The organism is Amycolatopsis sp. cmx-4-83 (assembly GCF_046548815.1).
Classification (GTDB): domain Bacteria; phylum Actinomycetota; class Actinomycetes; order Mycobacteriales; family Pseudonocardiaceae; genus Amycolatopsis; species Amycolatopsis pretoriensis_A.
On record NZ_JAEBEF010000011.1, the window covers coordinates 1 to 21308 of the forward strand.

Below are 21308 nucleotides of genomic sequence, written 5' to 3' on the forward strand. Positions count from 1 at the left end.
CGTTCGGGGCTGGTGTGTGGGGCGAGCTCCGGACCGCTGTGAGTTCCGTTCGGGGCTGGTGTGTGGGGCGAGCTCCGGACCGCTGTGAGTTCCGTTCGGGGCTGGTGTGTGGGGCGAGCTCCGGACCGCTGTGAGTTCCGTTCGGGGCTGGTGTGTGGGGCGAGCTCCGGACCTCCGCGAGTTCCGTTCGGGGCTGGTGTGTGGGGCGAGCTCCGGACCTCCGCGAGTTCCGTTCGGGGCTGGTGTGTGGGGCGAGCTCCGGACCCCCGCGAGTTGCGCTCCGTGCCGGTTTCGATGGGCGGGGTCGGTAGGGTCTGCTCATGAGTGATGCCGACGAGACGCTCTTCGAGCGGATCATTGCTGGTGAGATCCCTGCTGATGTCGTCTATCAGGATGAGACCACCTTCGCTTTCCGGGATATTCGGCCTCAGGCTCGGGTTCACGTGCTCGTCGTGCCCAAGAAGCGGTATCGGAACCTGGGGGAGTTGGCTGCCGCCGAGCCGCAGTTGCTTGCTGACGTTGCGTTGACCGCTCGTCGCGTTGCCGAGCTCGAAGGTGTGCTCGAGAGTGGGTACCGGGTGGTCTTCAACACCGATGGTGATGCCGGGCAGACCGTCTTCCACGTGCATGCCCATGTGCTCGGTGGGGAGCCGCTCGGGCTGTTCGGTGCTGGTAGTTAAACCGGCCTGCGTCTTGTCGGGGGGTGCCAGTAGCATCGGTGGGGTCCAGTCGTACTCACCGAGAAAGCAGGCCTGAGGCCACGTGGCCGGAACCGTACCGGGTGGAGCCGCCCGTCCGGACGTCCCTGGGGACGTCGCGAAGGCCGAGGATTCCGCTGTTCAGGCTGCGCAGTCCCGGTTCCCCATTCCCGACGCTGCCGCGCTGAGCCTGCTCGGGTCTCGGGATGAAAACCTGCGGGTCGCCGAAGAGCTTCTCGCCGCTGACGTGCACGTTCGGGGTAACGAGGTCACGCTGACCGGGAGCCCGGCCGACGTCGCGTTCGCCGAGCGTGTTTTCGCCGAGCTCGTGCAGCTCGCCGGTGGGGGGCAGCAGGTCGGGCCCGACACCGTGCGTCGCACGATCGGGATGTTGTCCTCCGGGGATGCGTCGCCGGTCGAGGTGCTGAGTCTCAACATCGTTTCCCGGCGTGGGAAGACCATCCGGCCCAAGACGCTGAACCAGAAGCGGTACGTCGATGCCATCGACAAGCACACCGTCGTCTTCGGGATCGGGCCCGCCGGTACCGGCAAGACCTACCTGGCGATGGCCAAGGCCGTGCAGGCGCTGCAGGCCAAGCAGGTCACGCGGATCGTGCTGACCCGGCCCGCCGTCGAGGCCGGTGAGCGGCTCGGGTACCTGCCGGGCACCCTCAACGAGAAGATCGACCCCTACCTGCGGCCGCTCTACGACGCGCTGCACGACATGGTCGAACCCGAGTCCATCCCGCGGCTCATGCAGGCCGGCACGATCGAGATCGCGCCGCTCGCGTACATGCGCGGCCGCACCCTCAACGACGCCTTCATCATCCTCGACGAGGCGCAGAACACCACGCCCGAGCAGATGAAGATGTTCCTCACCCGGCTCGGTTTCGGCTCCAAGATCGTCGTCACCGGCGACATCACCCAGGTCGACCTGCCCAGCGGGCAGCGCAGCGGCCTGCGGGTCGTGCGCGACATCCTCACCGGCGTCGATGACCTCCACTTCGCCGAACTGACCAGCCAGGACGTCGTCCGGCACCGGCTCGTCGCGAGCATCGTCGACGCCTACGAGAAGTGGCAGGCCGTGCAGGACGCGCAGGGACAGCAGGGCAACGGCTGGAAGGGCAACCGGCGTTGAGCATCGAGATCGCCAACGAATCCGGCGTCAACGTCGACGAGACGTCCATCGTCTCCGCCGCCCGCTACGCCCTCGACAAGATGGAGGTCAGCCCGCTCGCCGAGCTGTCCATCCTCCTCGTCACCCTCGACGTGATGGAAGACCTCCACGAACGCTGGATGGACCTCCCCGGCCCCACCGACGTCATGGCCTTCCCCATGGACGAGCTCGACTCCAGCCGCCGCCCCGACGCGCCCGACGCGTCGCCGGCGCTGCTCGGGGACATCGTGCTCTGCCCGGCGTTCGCCAAGGACCAGGCCAAGACCGCGGGCCACGCCCTGATCGACGAGCTGCACCTGCTCACCGTGCACGGCTGCCTGCACCTGCTCGGCTACGACCACGCCGAACCCGCCGAGGAGCGCGAGATGTTCGCCCTCCAGAAGCGGATCCTCGGCGAGTACCAGGACGCCGTCGCCGCACTGGACAAGCAGAACGCCCAGCGCAACACCGACGACCGCGTCCTCGGCATCGCCGGCCTCGACGCGACCGAGCCGCCGGCCGGGGAAACGCCGTAGTGCCCGGCACCACGAGGCCGGGCCGCCGTCACCGGACCCCCGGCGCGAGACCCTAGCCGCCGGTCATGGTCCAGCTCCTCTTCGCGATCGCGCTCGTCCTCCTGGCGGGCGTCTTCGCGGCGGCCGACGCCGCCATCAGCACCGTCTCGCAGGCCCGGGCCGACGGCCTCGCCCGGCTCGGGCTGCCCGGCGCCCGCCACCTCTCGGCGGTCGTCGCCGAACGACGGCGGCACATCAACCTGCTGCTCCTGCTCCGCCTCGGCTGCGAGCTCACCGCGACCGTGCTCGTCACGGTGTTCGTCGGCACCCGCCTGGCCCCGCTCGGCCTGGCCGTGCTCGTCGCCGCCGTCGTCATGGTCGTGGTCAGCTACGTCCTCATCGGCGTCGGCCCCCGCACCCTCGGCCGCCAGCACCCCTACCGCATCGGCCGCTACGTCGCCGGGCCCGTCCGCGTGCTCGGCTCCGTCCTCGGCCCGCTGTCCCGGCTGCTGATCCTCATCGGTAACGCCATCACGCCCGGCCAGGGCTTCCGCGAAGGCCCGTTCACCTCCGAAGTCGAGCTGCGCGAACTCGTCGACCTCGCCCAGGAACGCGGTGTCGTCGAGGACTCCGAGCGCGAGATGATCCACTCGGTGTTCGAGCTGGGCGACACCGTCGCCCGCGAAGTCATGGTGCCGCGCACCGAAATCGTCTGGATCGAGCGCACCAAGACCGTCCGGCAGGCACTGGCGCTGGCGCTGCGCACCGGCTTCACCCGCCTGCCGGTGATCGACGAGTCGGTCGACGACATCGTCGGCGTCGTCAACATCAAGGACCTGATGGCGGCGTACATGGACCCGGACGGCGCCAGCACCATCGTCAGCACGCTGATGAACGAAGCGTCCTTCGTCCCGGACTCGAAGCGCCTCGACGAGCTGCTCAAGGAAATGCAGCGCTCGCACAACCACATGGCGATCGCCGTCGACGAGTACGGCGGCACCGCCGGCCTGCTCACCATCGAAGACGTTCTCGAGGAGATCGTCGGCGAGATCACCGACGAGTCGGACGCCGACGAGCGCCCCGAGGTCGAGGAGCTCGACGGCGGCGCCGTCCGGGTGTCCTCCCGGATGGGCGTCGACGACCTGGGCGAACTCTTCGGCATCGACCTCGAAGACCACGACGTGGAGACCGTGGGCGGCCTGCTCGCGGAACGACTGGGTAGGGTCCCGCTGCCGGGGGCCGAAGCCGAGGTCGCCGGCCTTCGGCTGTTCGCCGAAGGGGGCAAGGACCGGCGCGGCCGCATGCGGATCACCTCCGTCGTGGTGCACCCGGCCGACGCCGACGCGATGACGGACCCGGGCGACCGGACCACCCGTCGCCGCACGCGCGTACCCCACCCCGACGAACGCGACAGGAGCGTCGAACATGCCTGACCTCGAGGCCGAGGACCAGAAACTCGTCACGCTGGCCCGGTCTTCGCGCGCGCGGATCCAGGCCGCCGAGGGCGCCGCGATCCGCGACACCGACGGCCGCACCTACACCGCCGGCACGGTCGACCAGCCGTCGTTCAAGCTCACCGCGCTCCAGGCCGCGGTCGCCGCCGCGCTGTCCAGCGGCGCCGAGGGCATCGAGGCCGCCGCCGTCGTCACCGGTGAAGGCCTGCTCAAGGAAGCGTCCGTGCACGCGGTCCGCGACATCGCCGCGACCGCGCCGATCATCCTCGCCGACCCCAGCGGCGAAGTGCTCCAGGTGCTCAGCCGATGACCGAACACCGCTCCGGCTTCGCCTGCTTCGTCGGCCGCCCCAACGCGGGCAAGTCGACGCTGACCAACGCCCTCGTCGGCACGAAGGTCGCGATCACCTCCAGCAAGCCCCAGACCACCCGGCACGCCATCCGCGGCATCGTCCACCGCGAGGACGCCCAGCTCGTCCTCATCGACACGCCCGGCCTGCACCGCCCCCGTACCCTGCTCGGCGAGCGGCTCAACGACATCGTGCACGCGACGTGGTCCGAAGTGGACGTCGTCGGCCTCTGCGTGCCGGCGAACGAGAAGATCGGCCCCGGCGACAAGTTCATCGCCGCCGAGCTGCAGAAGATCGCGAAGCGCACCCCGGTCGTCGGCATCGTCACGAAGACCGACCTCGTGCAGCCCCAGCAGGTCGCCGAACAGTTGCTTGCCCTGCAGCAAGTGATGGACTTCGCCGAGCTGGTGCCGGTGTCCGCAGTGGACGGTTTCCAGGTCGACACGCTGGCGAAGCTGCTCGTCGAGCGGCTGCCCGAAGGCCCCCAGCTCTACCCGGGCGGCGAGCTCACCGACGAACCCGAGCAGACCCTGGTCGCCGAGCTGATCCGCGAGGCGGCGCTGGAAGGCGTCCGCGACGAGCTGCCGCACTCGATCGCCGTCACCGTCGAAGAGATGCTGCCGCGCGAAGGCCGCGACGACCTCATCGACGTGCACGCGTTCCTGTACGTGGAACGGCCCAGCCAGAAGGGCATCATCCTCGGGCACAAGGGCGAGCGCCTGCGCGAGGTCGGTGCCACCGCCCGCAAGCACATCGAGCGGCTGCTCGGCTCCAAGGTGTACCTCGACCTGCACATCAAGGTGGCCAAGGACTGGCAGCGCGACCCCCGTCAGCTGCGCCGGCTGGGCTTCTGACCGGCGGGTGGGACGCCCGCGGGAATTCCTGGTCTCGATTCGGTCGCGACGGCACGAATCCCGGGGCGCGCGCCGATCCGGCCCCCTACAGTTCGCACCTCGACCACACCGCGGCCGGTCGGGGCGGCCGCTGAACCAGTGGTCGTCCATGGAGCACGACGAAGGGGACCGACCGAAATGACCGACAGCCAGGGCATGCCCAACTACCCCGGCGACCAGCCCGGCGGGCAGCCGAACTACCCCGGCGGCCAGCCGGGCGGGTACCAGCCGGGCCCGCCCCCGAGCAACAACCTGGTGTGGGCCATCCTCACCACCATCCTCTGCTGCCTCCCGTTCGGCGTCGTGTCGATCGTGCAGGCCGCGAAGGTGAACGGGCTCTGGGCGCAGGGCCAGACCGCCGCCGCGCAGGAAGCCGCCGACTCCGCCAAGAAGTGGGCGATCATCTCCGCGGTCGTCGGTGTCGTGTGGCTCGTGCTGTGGATCATCCTGATGATCGCGGGCGTCTTCACGTTCGGCGCGGGCACGACGTCATACTGACGTAGCCGAACAGCAGGAGGATCCCGGTGACCGACCAGTACCCGCCGCCGTACCCGCCCCCGGGCGGGCCGCCGCCCGGCTATGGCTACGGCTACGGCTACCCGCCGCCGAACTACGGGCCACCGCCGGACAACAACATGGTCTGGGCGATCCTGAGCACGGTGCTTTGCTGCCTGCCGCTCGGCATCGTCTCGATCGTGAAGTCCAGCCAGGTCAGTTCGCTGTGGTTCCAAGGCATGCACGCCGAGGCGCGGAAGGCGGCCGACGACGCCCGCAAGTGGGCGATGTGGTCGGCGATCACGACCGGGATCCTCCTGCTGCTCTACATCGCGTTCATCGTGGTGATGATCGTGGTCGTCGGCGCGAACGCGGACCGGTACACGCCGTGATCGCGACGACCGTCTACACGGGAATCCCGGCGCGGGGCGCGAAGGCCAAGCTGCGCGCGCTCGCGCCGCCGCTGGCCCTCGTGGCCGGGCTCGGCGTGTGCTGCGCGGTCGTCTGGGCCGGCGACCCGACCACCCCCGGCGGGTTCCTGCCCGTCTGCCCGACCAAGGCGCTGTTCGGCATCGACTGCCCCGGCTGCGGCGGCATGCGGATGGCGTACAGCCTGATGCACGGGGACATCCCGGCGGCGCTGCACTACAACGCCGTGTCGTTCGTGGTCGTGCTGCTGTTCGTGTGGAGCACGGCCACGTGGACCCTCGGGCGGCTGCGCGGCCGGGCGATGGACAGCTGGCTGCACTGGCGCTGGACACCACTGGTGTTTTCCCTCGTGTTCGTCGTCTGGTTCGTCATCCGCAACCTGCCGTTCGCGCCGTTCACGGCGCTGCGCGTCTGAATCCGGCGCGCCGGGGAACCGGTGCTCCGCCCGCCGCGTCGGACCGGCGCGCGGGTCACCCGGACAGCCGATGCCTGGGAGGCGCGGCCGCGACCGGAGCGAGTACGCTCCCGCGGACCGGACCGATGAGGGCGGATCCGTTTCCGCGCGTCGGGGAAGTGACCAGCGAGGGGAAGACCCAATGACCGATCCCTACGGCCAGCAGTCCTTCGGGCAGCAGCCCGGGGGCCAGCAGCCGTTCGGACAGCCGGGACCGACGCCGTACGGCCAGCCGTCGCCGTTCGGTCAGCCCGCGCCGTACGGCCAGCCGGGTACCCCCTTCGGCGCCCCGCGGAACTACGCGGACTGGGGCCAGCGCGCGATCGGCTGGCTCATCGACTTCGGGCCCATCTACGTGCTGTACCTGATCGTCATCCCGCTGTCCTTCGCCGGCGGGGACGCCGGCTCGCTCCTGGCCGTGATCGGGTCGCTCGCCTGGCTCGGCTGGACCATCTACAACCGGTGGATCCAGCAGGGCAACACCGGCCAGTCGGTGGGCAAGCGGATCGCCAAGGTCAAGCTGGTCCGCGAGGACAACGGACAGCCGGTCGGTCCGGCCATGGCGTTCGTGCGCGACCTCGCCCACTTCGTCGACAACATCATCTGCTACGTCGGCTGGCTTTGGCCGCTGTGGGACGACAAGTCCCAGACGCTTGCCGACAAGATCGTCGGCACCGTCGTCGTCCGGGCCGACGACGCCGCCGCTCCCTCGCCCTTCGGACCGGGCGCCCAGCCGTTCGCGGGTGGTTACCCGCCGGCCGGCCAGTTCGGCCAGCAGGCGCCCGGCGGTTTCCCGCAGCAGCCGCAGTCCGCGCCCGGTGGTTTCGGCCAGCCGCAGCCGCCCTCCGGTGGTTTCGAGCAGCCGCCGTCGGCGCCGGGCGGTTTCGGCCAGCCGCAGCCGGGCGGGTTCGGGCAGCCGCCGCAGTCCGGTGGTTTCCCGCAGCAGCCCGCCCCGGGCGCGTTCGACCAGCCGGCGCCGGGCGGTTTCGGCCAGCCGCAGCCGCCCTCCGGTGGTTTCCCGCAGCCGGGCCAGCCGCTCGCGCCGCCGCCCGGCGGGTCCCCGTTCGACGAGCAGGCCGAGCGCACCCAGATGCTGCGCCCGGACACCGGCGGCGCGTCCGCCTTCGACGAGCAGGCCGAGCGCACCCAGATGCTGCGTCCCGAGAACCAGGACGAGACCGAGCAGACCCGCAAGATCGACCCGGGGCAGTTCGGCCGGCACTAGCTTTTCCCGCACCACCGACGGGGTGACCCGGCGGAAAATCACGAGTAGTTGGGGTACAAGTTCATGACCGATCCCTACGGCCAGCAGCAGCCCTACGGCCAGCAGCCGCAGCAGCCGGGTTACGGCCCGCCGTCCGGCGCTACGCCCGCGCCCTACGGCCAGCCCGCCCCGTACGGGCAGCCCGCGCCCTATGGCCAGCCCGCGCCGTACGGCCAGCCGCCCACCGGTGGGTTCGGCGCCCCCGGCTACGGCATGCCCGGCGGTGGCGGCGACATCAACCAGATCAAGGACTACAAGGGCTGGGCCATCGGCTGCATCTTCCTGTTCTGGATCCTCGCGATCTTCGCGATCATGAAGTCGAACGAGGTCCAGACGTACAAGATGCAGGGCAACTACGCGATGGCCGAGCAGGCCTCGCGGACGACCAAGACGCTCTGCCTGATCGCCACCATCGTCGGCGGCCTCGGCTGCGTGATCGCGATCATCGTCTGGATCGTCGCGCTCACGACCGCCGCCACGTACTGCACGGGCTACTACTGCTGATTCTCGCGGGGCGCACCACCCCGCCATCGCCCGGAAGTGGGACGATGTCGGGGTGGTGAACCTCTACCGCGACACCGGGGTGGTGTTGCGCACGCACAAGCTGGGTGAAGCCGACCGGATCGTCACCCTGCTGACCCGGCGGCACGGCAAGGTCCGGGCCGTCGCGAAGGGCGTGCGGCGGACTTCGTCCCGCTTCGGGGCCCGGCTGGAGCCGTTCGGCCACGTCGACGTGCAGTTCTACACCGGGCGCACGCTCGACGTCATCACCCAGGTCGAGACCGTCGACGCGTTCCAGCTGCCGCTGGTCGCCGACTACCAGCGCTACACCGCGGCCAGCGCGATCGCCGAAACCGCGGACCGGCTCTCGGCCGAAGAGGGCGAGCCGGTGCTCAAGCTCTACCTCCTCGTCTGCGGCGCGCTGCGGTCCCTCGCCGCGGGCGAGCGCGACGCGTCCCTCGTGCTCGACGCGTTCTTCCTCCGCGCGATGTCCTACGCCGGCTGGGCGCCCGCGCTCACCGAGTGCGCCCGCTGCGGCCTGCCGGGCCCGCACGTCGCGTTCAGCGTCCCCGCGGGCGGGTCGATGTGCCAGGACTGCCGCGTCCCGGGGTCCGTGCACCCCGCGCCCGAGGTCCTGGACCTGCTCACGGCCCTGCTGCACGGCGAGTGGACGATGGCCGAGTCGACCCTGCCCGGCACCCGCCGCGACGCGAGCGGCCTGGTCGCGGCGCACCTGCAGTGGCACCTGGAGCGCCAGCTCCGGTCCCTTCCCCTCGTCGAGCGACGTGCCCGGGAGACCCCGATGACGTCCGGGGCTTCGCCCCGAGCCGGGGGCTTCGCCACCCGGACCCCCGAGGGATAGGTGGTGCCCGGGCAGTAAGGTCGGGCTGATCGGTTTCACCCAGTCAGGGAGGCTCGCAGTGCTGCGCAGGGGACGCGAGAACAAGGCGTCGCGGTATGAGCTGCGGGCCCCCGATCCGCACCCGACCGGCGCCAAGCCGCCGGAAATCCCCCGCGAGCTGGTGCCGAAGCACGTCGCGCTGGTCATGGACGGCAACGGCCGCTGGGCCAACCAGCGCGGGCTGCCGCGGATCGAAGGCCACAAGCGCGGTGAGGCGGTGATGATCGACGTCGCCGCCGGCGCGGTCGAAATCGGCGTCAAGTGGCTTTCGGTGTACGCGTTCTCGACGGAGAACTGGAAGCGCAGCCCCGAAGAGGTGCGGTTCCTGATGGGCTTCAACCGCGACACCATCCGCCGCCAGGTCGACTACCTCGGCTCGATCGGCGTGCGCATCCGGTGGGCGGGCCGCCGTCCCAAGCTGTGGGCTTCGGTGATCAAGGAGCTGCAGGCGGCCGAGGAGAAGACCAAGCACAACACGGCGCTGAACATGACGATGTGCGTCAACTACGGCGGCCGGGCCGAGCTGGGCGACGCGATGCAGCGGATCGCGCGCGACGTCGCCGACGGCAAGCTCGACCCCGGCAAGGTCACCGAGAAGACCATCGGCAAGTACCTGTACCAGCCGGACATGCCCGACGTGGACCTGTTCCTGCGGCCGTCGGGGGAGCAGCGGACGTCGAACTTCCTGCTGTGGCAGTCCGCGTACGCCGAGATGGTCTACCAGGACACGCTGTTCCCGGACTTCGACCGGACGCACCTGTGGCGCGCCTGCCTGGAGTTCGCGAAGCGGGACAGGCGTTTCGGCGGCGCCGTGGACCAGGCGGCTTCCTCGTGAGCGCGACCGAAGCGGCGGAGACCGCGGAACTGCTGACGCAGGCGAAGGAAGCGCTCGAGCGCTACCTCGAGGTGCGCGTCGACGACGACGGCGCGCTGACGTTCTCCCACGGCGACGTCCCGTGCGTCATCCAGGCGACCCGGCTCGGCGAGGGGCTCACCGTGCTCTCGCTGACCTGCGTGGTTGGCTGGGACCTGGCGGACGGGCCCGGGCTGTCGGTCGCGGTCGCCGAGCGGGCGGGGCAGGGGTTGTTCGGGACGCTCGGCGTCGGGCACACCGACTCCGGGGTCGACGTCACGCTGCGGTACGCGTTCCCGGCCGCGGGCCTGGACGCCGCGGCGCTGGGGACGTTGCTGATGCTGGTCGTGTCGACGGCGTCGCAGCTGCGGACGGAATTGCCGGGTATCGGGTCCGCCGGGTAACCCACAAGGGGTGGAGATTCCGCCGCGAACGGCGGATTCCGGTCGGAAACGGACCGGATCCGACCGTTCGTGACCTGTGCGGGTCATTTCGTGTCGGTGGGCACTGGCATCATCGTCGTCGTGAACATCGTTTCCACTTCCGGCACCGAGCCCGGCCGGCGCACGCGCCGCTTCCGGATCAGCTCGGTCGAGGTGCTGTGCGCGATCCTGCTGGTCGCGATCCTCGGCCAGGGCTGGCTGCAGCAGCTGTTCGACGTGCCCGCGTTGCGCACCGGCTCGACCGTGTTCGTCGCCGTGTGCGTGCAGGCGCTGCCGTTCCTGGTGCTGGGCGTGCTGATCAGCGGGGCCATCGCGGCGTTCGTGCCCGCTCGTGTGCTGGAGAAGGTGCTGCCCCGCCGGCCCGGTGCGGCGGTCGGCGTGGCCGGGCTGGCCGGGGTCGCGCTGCCGGGTTGTGAGTGCGCGTCGGTGCCGGTGGCCCGCCGGCTGATGGGACAGGGCGTGGCACCGGCCGCGGCGCTGACGTTCCTGCTGGCGGCGCCGGCGGTGAACCCGGTGGTGCTGGTGGCCACCGCGGTCGCGTTCCCCGGCAAGCCGGAGATGGTGCTGGCCCGCTTCGCCGGCTCGCTGGCGACGGCGATGGTGATGGGCTGGCTGTGGGCCCGCTGGGGCAAGCTCGAATGGATCACCGCCCGCGCGCTGCGCCGCCTCCCCGAAGTGGCGCCGGGGCAGCGGTGGCGGGTGTTCGCCGAAACGGCCCGCACGGACCTGGTGGAGGCCGGCGGCTTCCTCGTGCTGGGCGCGCTGATCTCGTCGGCGCTGAACGTGCTGGTGCCGGCGAAGTGGTTCGGCGTACTGGGCGAGCAGCTCGTGCTCGGTGTGCTGGTAATGGCGGTGCTCGCGGTGGTGCTGGCGCTGTGCAGCGAGGCGGACGCGTTCGTGGCGGCGTCCCTGACGGCGTTGCCGCTGCTGCCGAAGCTGGTGTTCCTGGTCGTCGGCCCGGCGGTGGACGTCAAGCTGTTCGCCTTGCAGGCAGGCACGTTCGGCCGCTCGTTCGCGATCCGCTTCGCCCCGGCGACGTTCGTGGTGGCCACGGCCTGCGCGGTCGTGGCCGGGGTTCTGGTGGGGGTGGCGTGAAGCGCGAGACGCAGAACATCCTGCTGCTCCTGCTGGGCGGAGCGCTGATCAAGATCGCGCTGAACGGCGACTACTTGAGGTACGTGAAGCCTGCGCAGCAACCCTGGATCATCACGGGCGGCGCGGTGATGGTGCTGCTGGGCGCGGTGGCGATCGTGCGCGACCTGCTGTCCGTCCGCACCTCCCGCCCCGACGGCGAGGCGCACCCGGCCGTCGTCGAGCCGGGTTCCCCGGACGACGGTCACGGCCACGCCCACTCGGCCCGCCCGGCGTGGCTCCTGCTGGTCCCGGTCCTGGCGGTGTTCCTGGTCGCACCCCCGGCCCTCGGCGCCGATTCGGTGATCCGCACGGAGTCCAGGGTCCCGGCGAGCGCGGCGGCGGCCAACGCGGCGTCGTTCCCGCCACTCCCGGCCGGCGATCCGGTTCCGTTGGCGGTCAACGAGTTCGTCAGCCGCGCGGGCTGGGACGCGGCAGGCACCCTGAACGGCCGCACCGTCTCCCTGACCGGGTTCGTCGTCCACGCCGACGGCGGAACCCTGCTGGCCCGCCTGGTGATCAGCTGCTGCGCGGCCGACGCGTTCCCGGTGACGGTCCGCCTCCGCGGCGGCGAAGCGGACCGCCTGGCGAGCGACGCGTGGATCCGGGTGACCGGCCAGGTGGTCCCCGGCACGGCCACGAAGGCGAACAGCTACACCCCCGACTTGACCCCGTCCTCGCTGGCGACGGTCCCGGCCCCCAAGGATCCTTACGAGTACTGACATTCGTCCAAGACGGACGGCCGGCGGCGGCTTAGATTCCGGCACATGGGAGTTCACGGCAGTACGCACGGGATGCACGTCGTCCACGACGGTCCGAAGCAGGCGCCACCCCTGCTGCTCATCCACGGATCGGGTGCTTCGGGCGCGTCCTGGGGTCCGGTCGCCAGGATCCTCGCCGCCCGCCACCACGTCATCCGGGTCGACCTCCCGGGGTGCGGCCAGTCGCCGCCCGCGGCGTCGTACGCCGTGCCCGGGCAGGCCGCTCGCGTGGCCGCGCTGCTCGACGACCTCGGGCCGGCGCAGGTCACCGTGGCCGGGCACTCCAGCGGCGGCTACGTCGCGACGGCGCTGGCGGAACAACGCCCCGACCTGGTGCGGTCGCTGGCGCTGGTCAGCACCGGCCCGAGCCTCGACGCGCTGCTGCCGCAGCCGTGGGTGATCCGCGCCCTGGTGGCCCCGCCGTTCGGCCCGCTGCTGTGGGCACGGCGGTCGGACGCGGTGATCCGCAAGGGAATCCGCGCGACGACCGCCCGCCCGGTGGACGTCCCGGACGACGCCGTCGCCGATCTGAAGAACATCGGCTACCGCACGTTCCGGCGGATCCTGCGCGACTATTCCGCGTACGTCGCCGAACGGAGCGTCCCCGAGCGCCTCGCCGGCCTCGGCCGGCCCGTGCTGGTGGTGTTCGGCGCGGCGGACCCCCGCTGGGACCCGCGGTCGGCGCACCAGTACGAGGCGGTGCCGGGCGCGCGCGTCGAACTGCTCCCCGGCGTCGGGCACATCCCGCTCTTCGAGGCCCCGAAACCGACTAGCGAACTGCTTCTGCACTTCGCGACGGCCGACGCCGCCCCGGCCTAAGCTGCGTACGTGCTGCCGACCGGCTGGAAGTGGGCGGACGTGGAGGTCGCCGTCCCGCGCCCGGCCACGCGGCTGCCGGGCGTCGTGATGGCGGGGTTCCGCCAGCGGATCCGCGCGGACGTCGGGATCGCGATGGTCGCGCACCCGTCCGTCACGCTGTTCCTCGACCTGAGCGAAACGGGCGGCATCGTCCGCGAAGCCGGCGGCACACGCCGGCGCGGCAGCTTCGTCGCCGGCCTCCTCCCCGGCGCCATCCGAACCGGCGGCCAGGAGGGCACGTGCCTCCAGATCCGGCTCTCCCCGGTGGTCGCGTCCGCGCTGCTCGGCGTTTCGACGGAGCTGACGGGCGCCGTGGCCACCCTCGAGGAGGTCTGGGGACGCGACGCCGAGCGAGTCGAGGAGAGGCTGCGCGCCGCCCCGTCCTGGGACGAACGCTTCGCCGTCGCGTCGGACGTCCTCGCCCGCCGGCTGGCGACCCGCCCGCACGTCGAGCCGGAGGTCGTCCAGGCTTGGCGCCGGACCCTCGCCGCCCGGGGGCGGGTCCGGGTCGACGGCCTGGCCGAAGAGCTCGGCTGGAGCCGCAAGCGCCTGTGGTCCCGCTTCGGGTCCCAGCTGGGGCTGACGCCGAAGAGAGCGGCCCAGCTGGTGCGCTTCGACCACGCGGCCCACCTCTTGGCCACCGGCCACACCGCGGCGACGGTCGCCGCGCGAAGTGGTTACGCCGACCAATCCCACCTGCACCGCGAAGCGAGGGCGATCGCGGGACTGACCCCGACCGAGCTGGCCGCGGCTCCTTGGCTGGCCATCGACGACGTAGCTTGGCCGACCGCCCCACGAGCGTGACGCGGCCTCGCAACGCGACCCGGCCGCCCGGCGAACGTGCCACCGCCAGTGCACCGGCGCCGGCCCACCGCGTCGTGCGGGTCCGCGCCCGGGCGACCCGTGACCGGGCTAGTGCTCCGCGCAGGTGCCGGTGATCTCCACCGTGTGCGAGATCTCCGAAAACCCGTGCTCCGCCGCGATCTTCTCCGCCCAGCGCTCGACCGCCGGGCCCTCGACCTCCACCGTCCGGCCGCACAGGCGGCAGACCAGGTGATGGTGGTGGTGCGCCGAGCAGCGGCGGTAGATCGCTTCGCCGGAGTCGGTGCGCAGCACGTCGATCTCGCCGGCCTCCGACAACGACTGCAGGGTGCGGTACACCGTCGTCAGGCCGATGCCGTCGCCGCGTTTGCGCAGCTCGTCATGCAGTTCCTGGGCGGAGCGGAAGTCGTCGACGGTGCTCAGCAGCTCGACCACCGCGGCTCGCTGCCGGGTCGATCGGCGCCCGGGCACCGGGGCTTGGCTGCGCGGCGCGGCGGGGTTCATCACTTTCCTTCCTGCACGTGGGCCACGGCGTCGACCACGATGTGCGCCAGGTGGTCGTCGGCGAGCCGGTAGACCACCTCGCGGCCGCGGCGTTCGCCCTGCACCACCCCGGCCGTCTTCAGCACCCGCAGGTGCTGGCTGATCAGCGGCTGCGCGACGTCGAGGGCGTCCACCAGCTCGTGCACGCACCGGTCGGCGGCCCGCAGCTGCAGGACGATCGCGATCCGCACCGGCGCGGCCAGCGCGCGGAGCAGGTCGCCCGCGTCCGTCAGCACCGATGGTGACGGGTGCACCGGCTCGGCCGCCGGTGCGCAGTCCGCGAGGCCCGGCTGGGCGCCACTCCCGGTCACCGTCGCCATGCCCGCCTCCACCCTGCCCGTCCGGACCATGAATTCCGTAGTCATTGCCGATAACGGCGCCGCCCATCCTAGTGTTCCCCCGGACGGGAGCCCCGCCCCGGCGCCGAGCTGCGAAGTACGGCTGGTCGTATTACCCCGTTCGGGTGAGTTCGTGGGATATTGGCTCTTCGGCTTCGCATGTAGTGGCCGACGGTGCAAGGTTGTCGCGGAGCGTTTTGCCGCTTCTCGCACAGCCGGCGCCGCGCCCAAGCACACCAGTGGGGAGACATGACCCGTTTCGCAACCAAGGCAGCAGCGCTGACGGCTGTCGTGTTCCCGCTGGTCGGAGTGGGTTTGGCCGGGGCTCAGACGCAGGCTGTCGACGAGAAGTCCGGGCCGGTCTCGTTCGCGAACATCGCGTCGGTCCGGATCGGCGGGGAAGGTCAGCGCGGCGGCGCCCTCATCACGGAGACGCAGCGCTCGCCGTTGCTGCCAGGTCAGTCGAAGCTCGGCACGGACCGCGTCACCGTCCCGAAGGACGACGGCGAGCGCGCAACCTTCGGCGGGCACTACCAGATCGACCTGGGCCGCTACAGCGCGTCACAGAACCCGTACCCGCCGGGTGTCGCGAGCCGCGACCACAACGTCGTCGCCGCGCTGCAGGCCACCACGGTGCCCACGGCCGTCGCGGAGACGAACTACGCGCTGCGCGACGTCTGGCAGGGCGCGGCGAAGGCGGTCGACAACACCGTGCTCGTGCTCGAAGGCGCGAAGTCGGCCGTGGACTGCACCGGCCCCGCCAAGCTCACCGCCACCACGTCCGTCGCACGGCTGTGGGTGCGCCAAGCCGACGGGGCGCTCGGCATCGTCCCGGTGCCCGGCGGCAATGCCGGCCTCCAGCTGGCCAACCTGCGGCTCGGGCCGCCCGGCGACATCGCGAACGCGGACAAGGCCACCACGGTCTCCGACCTCAAGCTGACCCGCGTCGGCGCGTTCGACCAGCTGATCCGGCAGGACGGCTGGCGGGGCGGCGACTTCACAGCCGTCGCCGGCTGGCGCGTCGAGATCACCACCCACGTCAAGGACGCGCAGGGCGCCGCGGTGCAGGACGTCGTGACGAACATCGTGCTCGGCGGCGTCAGCTGCTCGGTCCCCAAGGGGTTCGTCGCGAAGGCGGGCAACCAGGCGGGCGGCACGAGCGCGTCGCAGGCGGCGGTCCCGACGCAGGTCCCGGCCGGCTACCTCGGCGCGGCGGCCCCCGCGACCGACGGCGACGGCTCCCGCGTCCCGCTCGGCATCGGCCTGCTCTTCGGCGGCGTGTTCTTCGCGGCGGTCGCGCTGCTGCTCGGGCGGCGGCGCAAAACCGGGACGGACTAGGTGCTCCGCACCGCGCTGGCCGCCGTCGCGGCCGCGCTGGCCGTGGCCGCTTTCGCGGCCGGGATCGTCCTGCTGACCTGGCTGCCCCCGACGGCAGCCCCGCTGGCGGCCCCGCCGCCCGGCTCGCTGCCGGGGGAGAACGCGGCACCGGCGGTGCTGCCCGCGGACAGCGAATCGGCGGCCCAGCAGCGCCCGGGCACGGTCCGGCTCCCCGACGGCGCGACCGCGCGGCTGGTCCGCACGGAACTGACCGACACGGGCGTGCTGCCGATTCCCCGCGGCCTCGGGGACGCGGCCTGGTGGGGCGCGAAGCTGGGCGCGGACCGCGGCACGGCGCTGCTGTCGGGCCACGTCAACTGGGAGGGGCAGCGCGGCCCGTTCGACGAGCTGTGGCGCACCCGCGCCGGCGACGAGGTCAGCATCGTCGACGCCCGCGGCGGCCGCTGGGTCTACCGCGTCGACCAGGTGGTGACGCTTGCGAAGGAAGCGCTCCCGCAGCAGGCCCAGAGCTGGTTCAACCAGAGCGGCCCCCACCGCCTGGTCCTGGTCACCTGCGGCGGCGACTACGTGGGCGGCACCGAGGGCTACGACGAGAACCGCCTGGTCACGGCGAACCTGGTGACCCGCCCGCCCGGCTGACCCCGAGCCGGGTCGCTCACCGCATCCCGCCCGCGGCCTGCGCCCGAGTCGTGCGGTCGGCCGGGCCGCGGTGGCTCACGCAGGCTTGCTCGCGGCCGCCGGCCCGCCCGTCGGTGGACCCCGCCCGTCGGTGGTCCCCCGTCGGACCCGAGCCCCGGCCGCGCCCGAGCCAGGCCGTATTGAGCCATGCCGACCCCGCTCCACGAAGCCGAGTCGGGCCGGGTCGAGTCGAACCGGGCCGGGCCAAGCCGGGCCGGGCCAAGCCGGGTCGAGCCGGCCGGGCCAGCCGGGCCAGCCGGGCCAGCCGGGCCGAGTCGAGTCGAGCCGGGCAAGCCGGGCAAGCCGGGCAAGCCGGGCCGAGCCGGGCCGAGCCGAACCGAGTCGAGCCGGGCCAAGCCAAGCCGGGCCGGGCCGAGCCCGAGTCGAGCCGGGCCAAGCCGGGCCGAGCCATGCCCGAGCGGAGCCGCGCCCGAGCCGGGCCAAGCCGGGCCGGGCCGAACCGCGTCGAGCCGCGATCCCGGTGCAACCTCCCGCACCCGCCGCCGCATGTGTTCCTTCGCCGAGTCACCCGAGCGAAGGAGCCAGACCCCATGCAGGAGCAGAACCCGGCGGAGCGGAAGAAGGGCTCCGGCCGCTGGTGGATCGTCGGCGTTGCCGGCGCTTTCGTCGTCGCCGCGCTGGTCGCCACCCTGCTCATCTTCACCGGAAAGGATGAACCCGCGGTCGCGAACGGCACCGGGACGCCCGCCGCGACGAACCAGCCCGCCGAACAGAAGGACTCCGGCCGCGACCCGGTGCACCTGAGCCTGCCCGGCGGCGGCACCGCGAAGCTCGTCCAGGAGGACCTCGACGCGAACGGCGCGCTCAAGATCCCCGAGGGCCTCGACGAAGCCGCCTGGTGGGGCGCCGAACTGGGCGCCGACCACGGCGTCGCCCTGCTCTCCGGGCACGTGAACTGGAAGGGCAAGAAGGGCCCGTTCATGGAACTCTGGCAGGTCGAGCGGGGCCAGGAGGTCAAGCTCACCGACACCGCCGGCGGCGCCTGGGTCTACCGGGTCGACGCCGTCGAGACCGTCCACAAGACCGACCTCGCCGGGCGCTCCGAGCAGCTCTTCGACCCCGATGGCCCGCACAAGCTGCTGCTGGTCACCTGCGGTGGCGAATACGTCGGCGGGACCGAGGGCTACGAGGACAACCGCGTCGTGACGGCGTCGCTGGTGTCGCGGCCGTAGCCTGCGCGATAACCGCTGGGCCCCGGCGGATACCCTGGACGTTCTAGTCCGATAACCGTCCCCGCATGCTTCCGGAGCGTGGAGTGCCCACGAACACCATTGAGACCGTAGTCCGCCTGTGCAAGAACCGTGGTTTCGTCTTCCCCAGCGGGGACATCTACGGCGGTACCCGCTCGGCGTGGGACTACGGCCCGCTCGGGGTCGAGCTGAAGGACAACATCAAGCGCCAGTGGTGGAAGACCGTCGTCCAGGGCCGTGAAGACGTCGTCGGCCTCGACTCCTCGGTGATCCTGCCGCGCCAGGTGTGGGTGGCTTCGGGGCACGTCAACGTCTTCACCGACCCGCTGATCGAGTGCCTGTCCTGCCACAAGCGGTTCCGCGCCGACCAGCTCGCCGAGGAGTACACCGCGCGCAGCGGCAAGGAGACCACCGAGGACGACCTGTCCGACGTGCCCTGCCCCAACTGCGGCACCCGCGGCAAGTACACCGAGCCGCGGGACTTCAACATGATGCTGAAGACCTACCTCGGCCCGGTCGAGTCGGAGGAGGGCCTGCACTACCTCCGCCCGGAGACCGCGCAGGGCATCTTCGTGAACTTCTCCAACGTCCAGACGACGTCGCGGAAGAAGCCGCCGTTCGGCATCGGCCAGATCGGCAAGTCCTTCCGCAACGAGATCACGCCGGGCAACTTCATCTTCCGCACGCGCGAGTTCGAGCAGATGGAGATGGAGTTCTTCGTCGAGCCGGGCGAGGACGAGCGCTGGCACCAGTACTGGATCGACGAGCGCACGAAGTGGTACACCGACCTCGGCATCAAGGCCGAGAACCTGCGCCACTTCGAGCACCCGAAGGAAAAGCTCTCGCACTACGCGAAGCGGACCGTCGACATCGAGTACCGCTTCGCGTTCAACGCGGGCCAGGAGTGGGGCGAGCTCGAGGGCATCGCCAACCGCACCGACTTCGACCTGACGACGCACTCGAACCACTCGGGTCAGGACCTGTCGTTCTTCGACCAGGCGTCGGGGCAGCGCTACCGGCCGTTCGTGATCGAGCCGGCGGCCGGTGTCGGCCGGTCGATGATGGCCTTCATGGTCGACGCCTACCACGAGGAGCAGGTGCCGAACGCCAAGGGCGGCACCGACACCCGTGTGGTGCTCAAGCTCGACCCGCGGCTTTCGCCGTTCAAGGTCGCGGTGCTCCCGCTGTCTCGCAACGCCGACCTGACCCCGAAGGCGAAGGACGTCGCCGCGACCCTGCGCAAGCACTGGAACGTCGACTTCGACGACGCGCAGGCGATCGGCCGCCGCTACCGCCGCCAGGACGAGATCGGCACGCCGTACTGCGTCACGGTCGACTTCGACTCGCTCGAGGACCAGGCCGTGACCGTGCGCGAGCGCGACTCGATGTCGCAGGAGCGCGTCGCGATCGACAAGCTCGAGTCCTACCTGGCGGCCCGCCTCATCGGCTGCTGAACCCGCCCGGGCCCGGGCACCCCTGACACCTGTCACGGCGAGGTCGTGACGCACGGTCTGGGGTCCCGGGCCCGCCGGGCGGCAGCCTGGGGGCATGCGAGAAACAGACATCCAGGCGGTGGCGGCGGGGGCCGCGGTCCACCTCACCGGCCTGCGGAAGCACTACGGCGACGTCCACGCGGTCGACGGCCTCGACCTGACGATCGCCCCGGGCGAAGTGGTCGCCCTGCTCGGCCCGAACGGCGCCGGCAAGTCCACCACCGTCGACATGGTCCTCGGCCTGACCAGCCCCGGCGCCGGCGAAGTGCGCGTGTTCGGGCGCAAGCCGATCGACGCCGTCCGCGCCGGGCTGATCGGCGCGATGCTGCAGGGCGGCGCCCTGATGGACGACCTGACCGTCGCCGAGACCGTCGGCATGGTCGCGGCCCTCCACCGCCGCCCGCTGCCGGTGGCCGAAGCCCTGCGCGCCGCCGGCGTCGAAGAGCTGGCCGGCCGCCGCGCGAACAAGCTGTCCGGCGGGCAGAAGCAGCGCGTGCGCTTCGCCGTCGCCCTGGTCAGCAACCCCGACCTGCTGATCCTCGACGAGCCGACGGCCGCGATGGACGTCGGGACGCGGCGCGAGTTCTGGCAGTCGATGTACGCGTTCACCGAGTCCGGCCGCACGGTCGTGTTCGCGACGCACTACCTCGAAGAAGCCGAAGAGTTCGCCGACCGGGTGGTGCTGATGCGCCGCGGCCGGATCGTCGCCGACGGCAGCGTCGCCGAGGTCCGCGCGCTCGCCGGCGGCCGCACCCTGCGCGCCGCCGTCCCGGGCGCCACCGAGGCGCTGATCGCCGCGCTGCCCGGCGTCAAGGAGTTCGAGCTGCGCGGCGACCGCGTCGCGATCTCCAGCGCCGACTCCGACGAGACGCTCTGGGCGCTCAAGGCCGCCGTCCCGGCCGTGCACGACGTCGAGATCGGGGCCGTCGGCCTCGAAGGCGCCTTCCTTTCCCTGACCGCCGACGAGACCGCGGAGCCCGTCCGATGAACGCCACCTACCTGGTCACCGAGATCCGCCGCAACTTCCGGGCGCCGCGGTTCCTGATCTTCGTCGTCGCCTTCCCGGTGCTGATGTTCCTGTTGCAGGCCAACGTCTTCACGAAGGCGGACGCGCCGGACCACGTTGCGATCGCCGCCGTGATCATGATCAACATGATGACGTTCGGGACGTTCGCCGCGGCCACGAACAGCGGCGCCCGGCTCGCGCTCGAACGCGCCGCCGGCTGGCAGCGCCAGTTGCGCCTGACGCCGCTGACCGGCACCGGTTACCTGGCGGGCAAGGGCATCTCCGGGATGCTCGTGGGGCTGCCCGCGCTGGTCCTGGTGCCGCTGCTGGCCGTGACGGTCGAGGGCGTGCACCTCGACGCCGCGGGCTGGGTCCGGATCTTCGCCGGCGTCTGGCTCGGCACGATCCCGCTGGTGCTGCTCGGGCTGCTGCTCGGCCAGTTCGGCACGCCCGATTCGATGCAGCCGGTCAACATGATCGTCACCCTCGGCATGGGTTTCCTCGGCGGCCTGTGGATCCCGATCGAGTCGATGCCGGGCTGGATGCACGACGTCGCCCAGATCATGCCGACGTACTGGGTGCTGCAGGTGGCGCGACCCGCGGTGACCAGCGACATGGTGGTGTCCCTGCCGACCGCGGCCGGCGTGCTCGGGGCGTGGGCGGTCGTGCTCGGAGCGCTCGTGATCAGGCGTTACCGTAAGGACAGCGCCCGCGTCTGAGGGCC

26 protein-coding genes are annotated in these 21308 nt (G+C 71.6%); 24 read left to right on the top strand and 2 right to left on the bottom strand.

Going from position 1 to position 21308, the window contains the following annotated elements; translation table 11 throughout:
* Positions 1–320: 320 nt before the first annotated feature.
* The 18 genes from ACLJQM_RS32060 (at position 321) to ACLJQM_RS32145 (ending at position 13959) form a co-directional block, all read left to right on the top strand.
* Complete coding sequence (locus ACLJQM_RS32060; protein WP_360769686.1) at positions 321–680, top strand: histidine triad nucleotide-binding protein; 360 nt, start codon at positions 321–323, stop codon at positions 678–680.
* Between the two features lie 82 nt (positions 681–762).
* A complete protein-coding gene (locus ACLJQM_RS32065) occupies positions 763–1836 on the top strand; it encodes a PhoH family protein (RefSeq protein ID WP_247020844.1) in 1074 nt (357 codons plus the stop codon).
* Positions 1833–2390, top strand: a complete 558-nt coding sequence (gene ybeY / locus ACLJQM_RS32070; protein ID WP_247020847.1) for an rRNA maturation RNase YbeY — start codon at positions 1833–1835, stop codon at positions 2388–2390. Before ACLJQM_RS32065 ends, ybeY begins: the two co-directional genes overlap by 4 nt.
* Before the next feature lie 65 nt (positions 2391–2455).
* Positions 2456–3802, top strand: a complete 1347-nt coding sequence (locus ACLJQM_RS32075; RefSeq protein ID WP_247020848.1) for a hemolysin family protein — start codon at positions 2456–2458, stop codon at positions 3800–3802.
* A complete protein-coding gene (locus tag ACLJQM_RS32080; RefSeq protein ID WP_247020850.1) occupies positions 3795–4133 on the top strand; it encodes a cytidine deaminase in 339 nt (112 codons plus the stop codon). Before ACLJQM_RS32075 ends, ACLJQM_RS32080 begins: the two co-directional genes overlap by 8 nt.
* Positions 4130–5026: a GTPase Era gene (gene era / locus ACLJQM_RS32085; protein WP_247020852.1), complete on the top strand. Its 897-nt coding sequence runs from the start codon at positions 4130–4132 to the stop codon at positions 5024–5026. Before ACLJQM_RS32080 ends, era begins: the two co-directional genes overlap by 4 nt.
* 177 nt (positions 5027–5203) lie before the next feature.
* Complete coding sequence (locus ACLJQM_RS32090) at positions 5204–5563, top strand: CD225/dispanin family protein (protein WP_247020854.1); 360 nt, start codon at positions 5204–5206, stop codon at positions 5561–5563.
* Positions 5564–5589: 26 nt separating this feature from the next.
* Positions 5590–5952, top strand: coding sequence for a CD225/dispanin family protein (locus tag ACLJQM_RS32095; protein ID WP_360769694.1), 363 nt, complete (start codon positions 5590–5592; stop codon positions 5950–5952).
* Positions 5949–6404 (top strand): DUF2752 domain-containing protein, encoded by a 456-nt coding sequence (locus tag ACLJQM_RS32100; protein WP_410634085.1) that lies wholly within the window; start codon positions 5949–5951, stop codon positions 6402–6404. Before ACLJQM_RS32095 ends, ACLJQM_RS32100 begins: the two co-directional genes overlap by 4 nt.
* Positions 6405–6585: 181 nt before the next feature.
* Entirely contained in the window at positions 6586–7668 is a 1083-nt protein-coding gene (locus tag ACLJQM_RS32105; protein WP_410634086.1) for an RDD family protein, read from the top strand.
* A 63-nt stretch (positions 7669–7731) separates the two neighbouring features.
* Positions 7732–8211 (top strand): CD225/dispanin family protein, encoded by a 480-nt coding sequence (locus ACLJQM_RS32110; RefSeq protein WP_247020862.1) that lies wholly within the window; start codon positions 7732–7734, stop codon positions 8209–8211.
* A 52-nt stretch (positions 8212–8263) separates the two neighbouring features.
* Positions 8264–9070, top strand: a complete 807-nt coding sequence (recO, locus tag ACLJQM_RS32115; RefSeq protein WP_247020864.1) for a DNA repair protein RecO — start codon at positions 8264–8266, stop codon at positions 9068–9070.
* Between the two features lie 58 nt (positions 9071–9128).
* On the top strand, positions 9129–9944 hold the full coding sequence (locus ACLJQM_RS32120; protein WP_247020866.1) for an isoprenyl transferase: 816 nt from the start codon (positions 9129–9131) through the stop codon (positions 9942–9944).
* Entirely contained in the window at positions 9941–10366 is a 426-nt protein-coding gene (locus tag ACLJQM_RS32125; protein ID WP_247020868.1) for a YbjN domain-containing protein, read from the top strand. Before ACLJQM_RS32120 ends, ACLJQM_RS32125 begins: the two co-directional genes overlap by 4 nt.
* Positions 10367–10492: 126 nt before the next feature.
* Positions 10493–11500: a permease gene (locus tag ACLJQM_RS32130; RefSeq protein ID WP_410634479.1), complete on the top strand. Its 1008-nt coding sequence runs from the start codon at positions 10493–10495 to the stop codon at positions 11498–11500.
* Positions 11497–12258, top strand: coding sequence for a TIGR03943 family putative permease subunit (locus tag ACLJQM_RS32135; protein WP_410634087.1), 762 nt, complete (start codon positions 11497–11499; stop codon positions 12256–12258). The genes ACLJQM_RS32130 and ACLJQM_RS32135 overlap by 4 nt, the downstream gene beginning before the upstream one ends.
* Positions 12259–12303: 45 nt before the next feature.
* Positions 12304–13116 carry an alpha/beta fold hydrolase gene (locus ACLJQM_RS32140; protein WP_410634088.1) on the top strand — a complete coding sequence of 271 codons (813 nt, stop codon included), beginning with the start codon at positions 12304–12306 and terminating at the stop codon, positions 13114–13116.
* A gap of 9 nt (positions 13117–13125) precedes the next feature.
* On the top strand, positions 13126–13959 hold the full coding sequence (locus tag ACLJQM_RS32145) for a helix-turn-helix domain-containing protein (RefSeq protein ID WP_410634089.1): 834 nt from the start codon (positions 13126–13128) through the stop codon (positions 13957–13959).
* Between the two features lie 108 nt (positions 13960–14067).
* Here ACLJQM_RS32145 and ACLJQM_RS32150 read toward each other — a convergent pair whose 3' ends face one another.
* Entirely contained in the window at positions 14068–14481 is a 414-nt protein-coding gene (locus ACLJQM_RS32150; RefSeq protein ID WP_086858947.1) for a Fur family transcriptional regulator, read from the bottom strand.
* A complete protein-coding gene (locus ACLJQM_RS32155) occupies positions 14481–14840 on the bottom strand; it encodes an ArsR/SmtB family transcription factor (protein WP_360769716.1) in 360 nt (119 codons plus the stop codon). Before ACLJQM_RS32155 ends, ACLJQM_RS32150 begins: the two co-directional genes overlap by 1 nt.
* Before the next feature lie 267 nt (positions 14841–15107).
* Between ACLJQM_RS32155 and ACLJQM_RS32160 the strand changes: the two genes are divergently transcribed.
* The 6 genes from ACLJQM_RS32160 (at position 15108) to ACLJQM_RS32185 (ending at position 21303) form a co-directional block, all read left to right on the top strand.
* Positions 15108–16196, top strand: a complete 1089-nt coding sequence (locus tag ACLJQM_RS32160) for a hypothetical protein (protein ID WP_360769719.1) — start codon at positions 15108–15110, stop codon at positions 16194–16196.
* Positions 16197–16835 carry a class F sortase gene (locus ACLJQM_RS32165; protein WP_247020879.1) on the top strand — a complete coding sequence of 213 codons (639 nt, stop codon included), beginning with the start codon at positions 16197–16199 and terminating at the stop codon, positions 16833–16835. It begins immediately after the preceding gene.
* Between the two features lie 590 nt (positions 16836–17425).
* Positions 17426–18067 (top strand): class F sortase, encoded by a 642-nt coding sequence (locus ACLJQM_RS32170; RefSeq protein WP_410634090.1) that lies wholly within the window; start codon positions 17426–17428, stop codon positions 18065–18067.
* Between the two features lie 83 nt (positions 18068–18150).
* The gene (locus ACLJQM_RS32175) at positions 18151–19539 is read left to right on the top strand and encodes a glycine--tRNA ligase (RefSeq protein ID WP_360769728.1); all 1389 of its coding nucleotides are present in this window, start codon (positions 18151–18153) and stop codon (positions 19537–19539) included.
* Positions 19540–19633: 94 nt separating this feature from the next.
* On the top strand, positions 19634–20566 hold the full coding sequence (locus ACLJQM_RS32180; RefSeq protein ID WP_247020885.1) for an ABC transporter ATP-binding protein: 933 nt from the start codon (positions 19634–19636) through the stop codon (positions 20564–20566).
* Positions 20563–21303 carry an ABC transporter permease gene (locus ACLJQM_RS32185; RefSeq protein ID WP_360769732.1) on the top strand — a complete coding sequence of 247 codons (741 nt, stop codon included), beginning with the start codon at positions 20563–20565 and terminating at the stop codon, positions 21301–21303. Before ACLJQM_RS32180 ends, ACLJQM_RS32185 begins: the two co-directional genes overlap by 4 nt.
* The last annotated feature ends 5 nt before the right edge of the window (positions 21304–21308 follow it).

Bases quoted from the DNA above. Each gene is read 5' to 3' on its own strand.
- ACLJQM_RS32080 (WP_247020850.1), top strand. From the start codon at position 3,795: ATGCCTGACCTCGAGGCCGAGGACCAGAAACTCGTCACGCTGGCCCGG.
- ACLJQM_RS32185 (WP_360769732.1), top strand. From the start codon at position 20,563: ATGAACGCCACCTACCTGGTCACCGAGATCCGCCGCAACTTCCGGGCG.
- ACLJQM_RS32155 (WP_360769716.1), bottom strand. From the start codon at position 14,840: ATGGCGACGGTGACCGGGAGTGGCGCCCAGCCGGGCCTCGCGGACTGC.
- ACLJQM_RS32090 (WP_247020854.1), top strand. From the start codon at position 5,204: ATGACCGACAGCCAGGGCATGCCCAACTACCCCGGCGACCAGCCCGGC.
- ACLJQM_RS32060 (WP_360769686.1), top strand. From the start codon at position 321: ATGAGTGATGCCGACGAGACGCTCTTCGAGCGGATCATTGCTGGTGAG.
- ACLJQM_RS32170 (WP_410634090.1), top strand. From the start codon at position 17,426: ATGCAGGAGCAGAACCCGGCGGAGCGGAAGAAGGGCTCCGGCCGCTGG.
- ACLJQM_RS32150 (WP_086858947.1), bottom strand. From the start codon at position 14,481: ATGAACCCCGCCGCGCCGCGCAGCCAAGCCCCGGTGCCCGGGCGCCGA.
- ACLJQM_RS32105 (WP_410634086.1), top strand. From the start codon at position 6,586: ATGACCGATCCCTACGGCCAGCAGTCCTTCGGGCAGCAGCCCGGGGGC.
- era (WP_247020852.1), top strand. From the start codon at position 4,130: ATGACCGAACACCGCTCCGGCTTCGCCTGCTTCGTCGGCCGCCCCAAC.
- ACLJQM_RS32160 (WP_360769719.1), top strand. From the start codon at position 15,108: ATGACCCGTTTCGCAACCAAGGCAGCAGCGCTGACGGCTGTCGTGTTC.
- ACLJQM_RS32180 (WP_247020885.1), top strand. From the start codon at position 19,634: ATGCGAGAAACAGACATCCAGGCGGTGGCGGCGGGGGCCGCGGTCCAC.
- ACLJQM_RS32140 (WP_410634088.1), top strand. From the start codon at position 12,304: ATGGGAGTTCACGGCAGTACGCACGGGATGCACGTCGTCCACGACGGT.
- ACLJQM_RS32110 (WP_247020862.1), top strand. From the start codon at position 7,732: ATGACCGATCCCTACGGCCAGCAGCAGCCCTACGGCCAGCAGCCGCAG.
- ACLJQM_RS32075 (WP_247020848.1), top strand. From the start codon at position 2,456: ATGGTCCAGCTCCTCTTCGCGATCGCGCTCGTCCTCCTGGCGGGCGTC.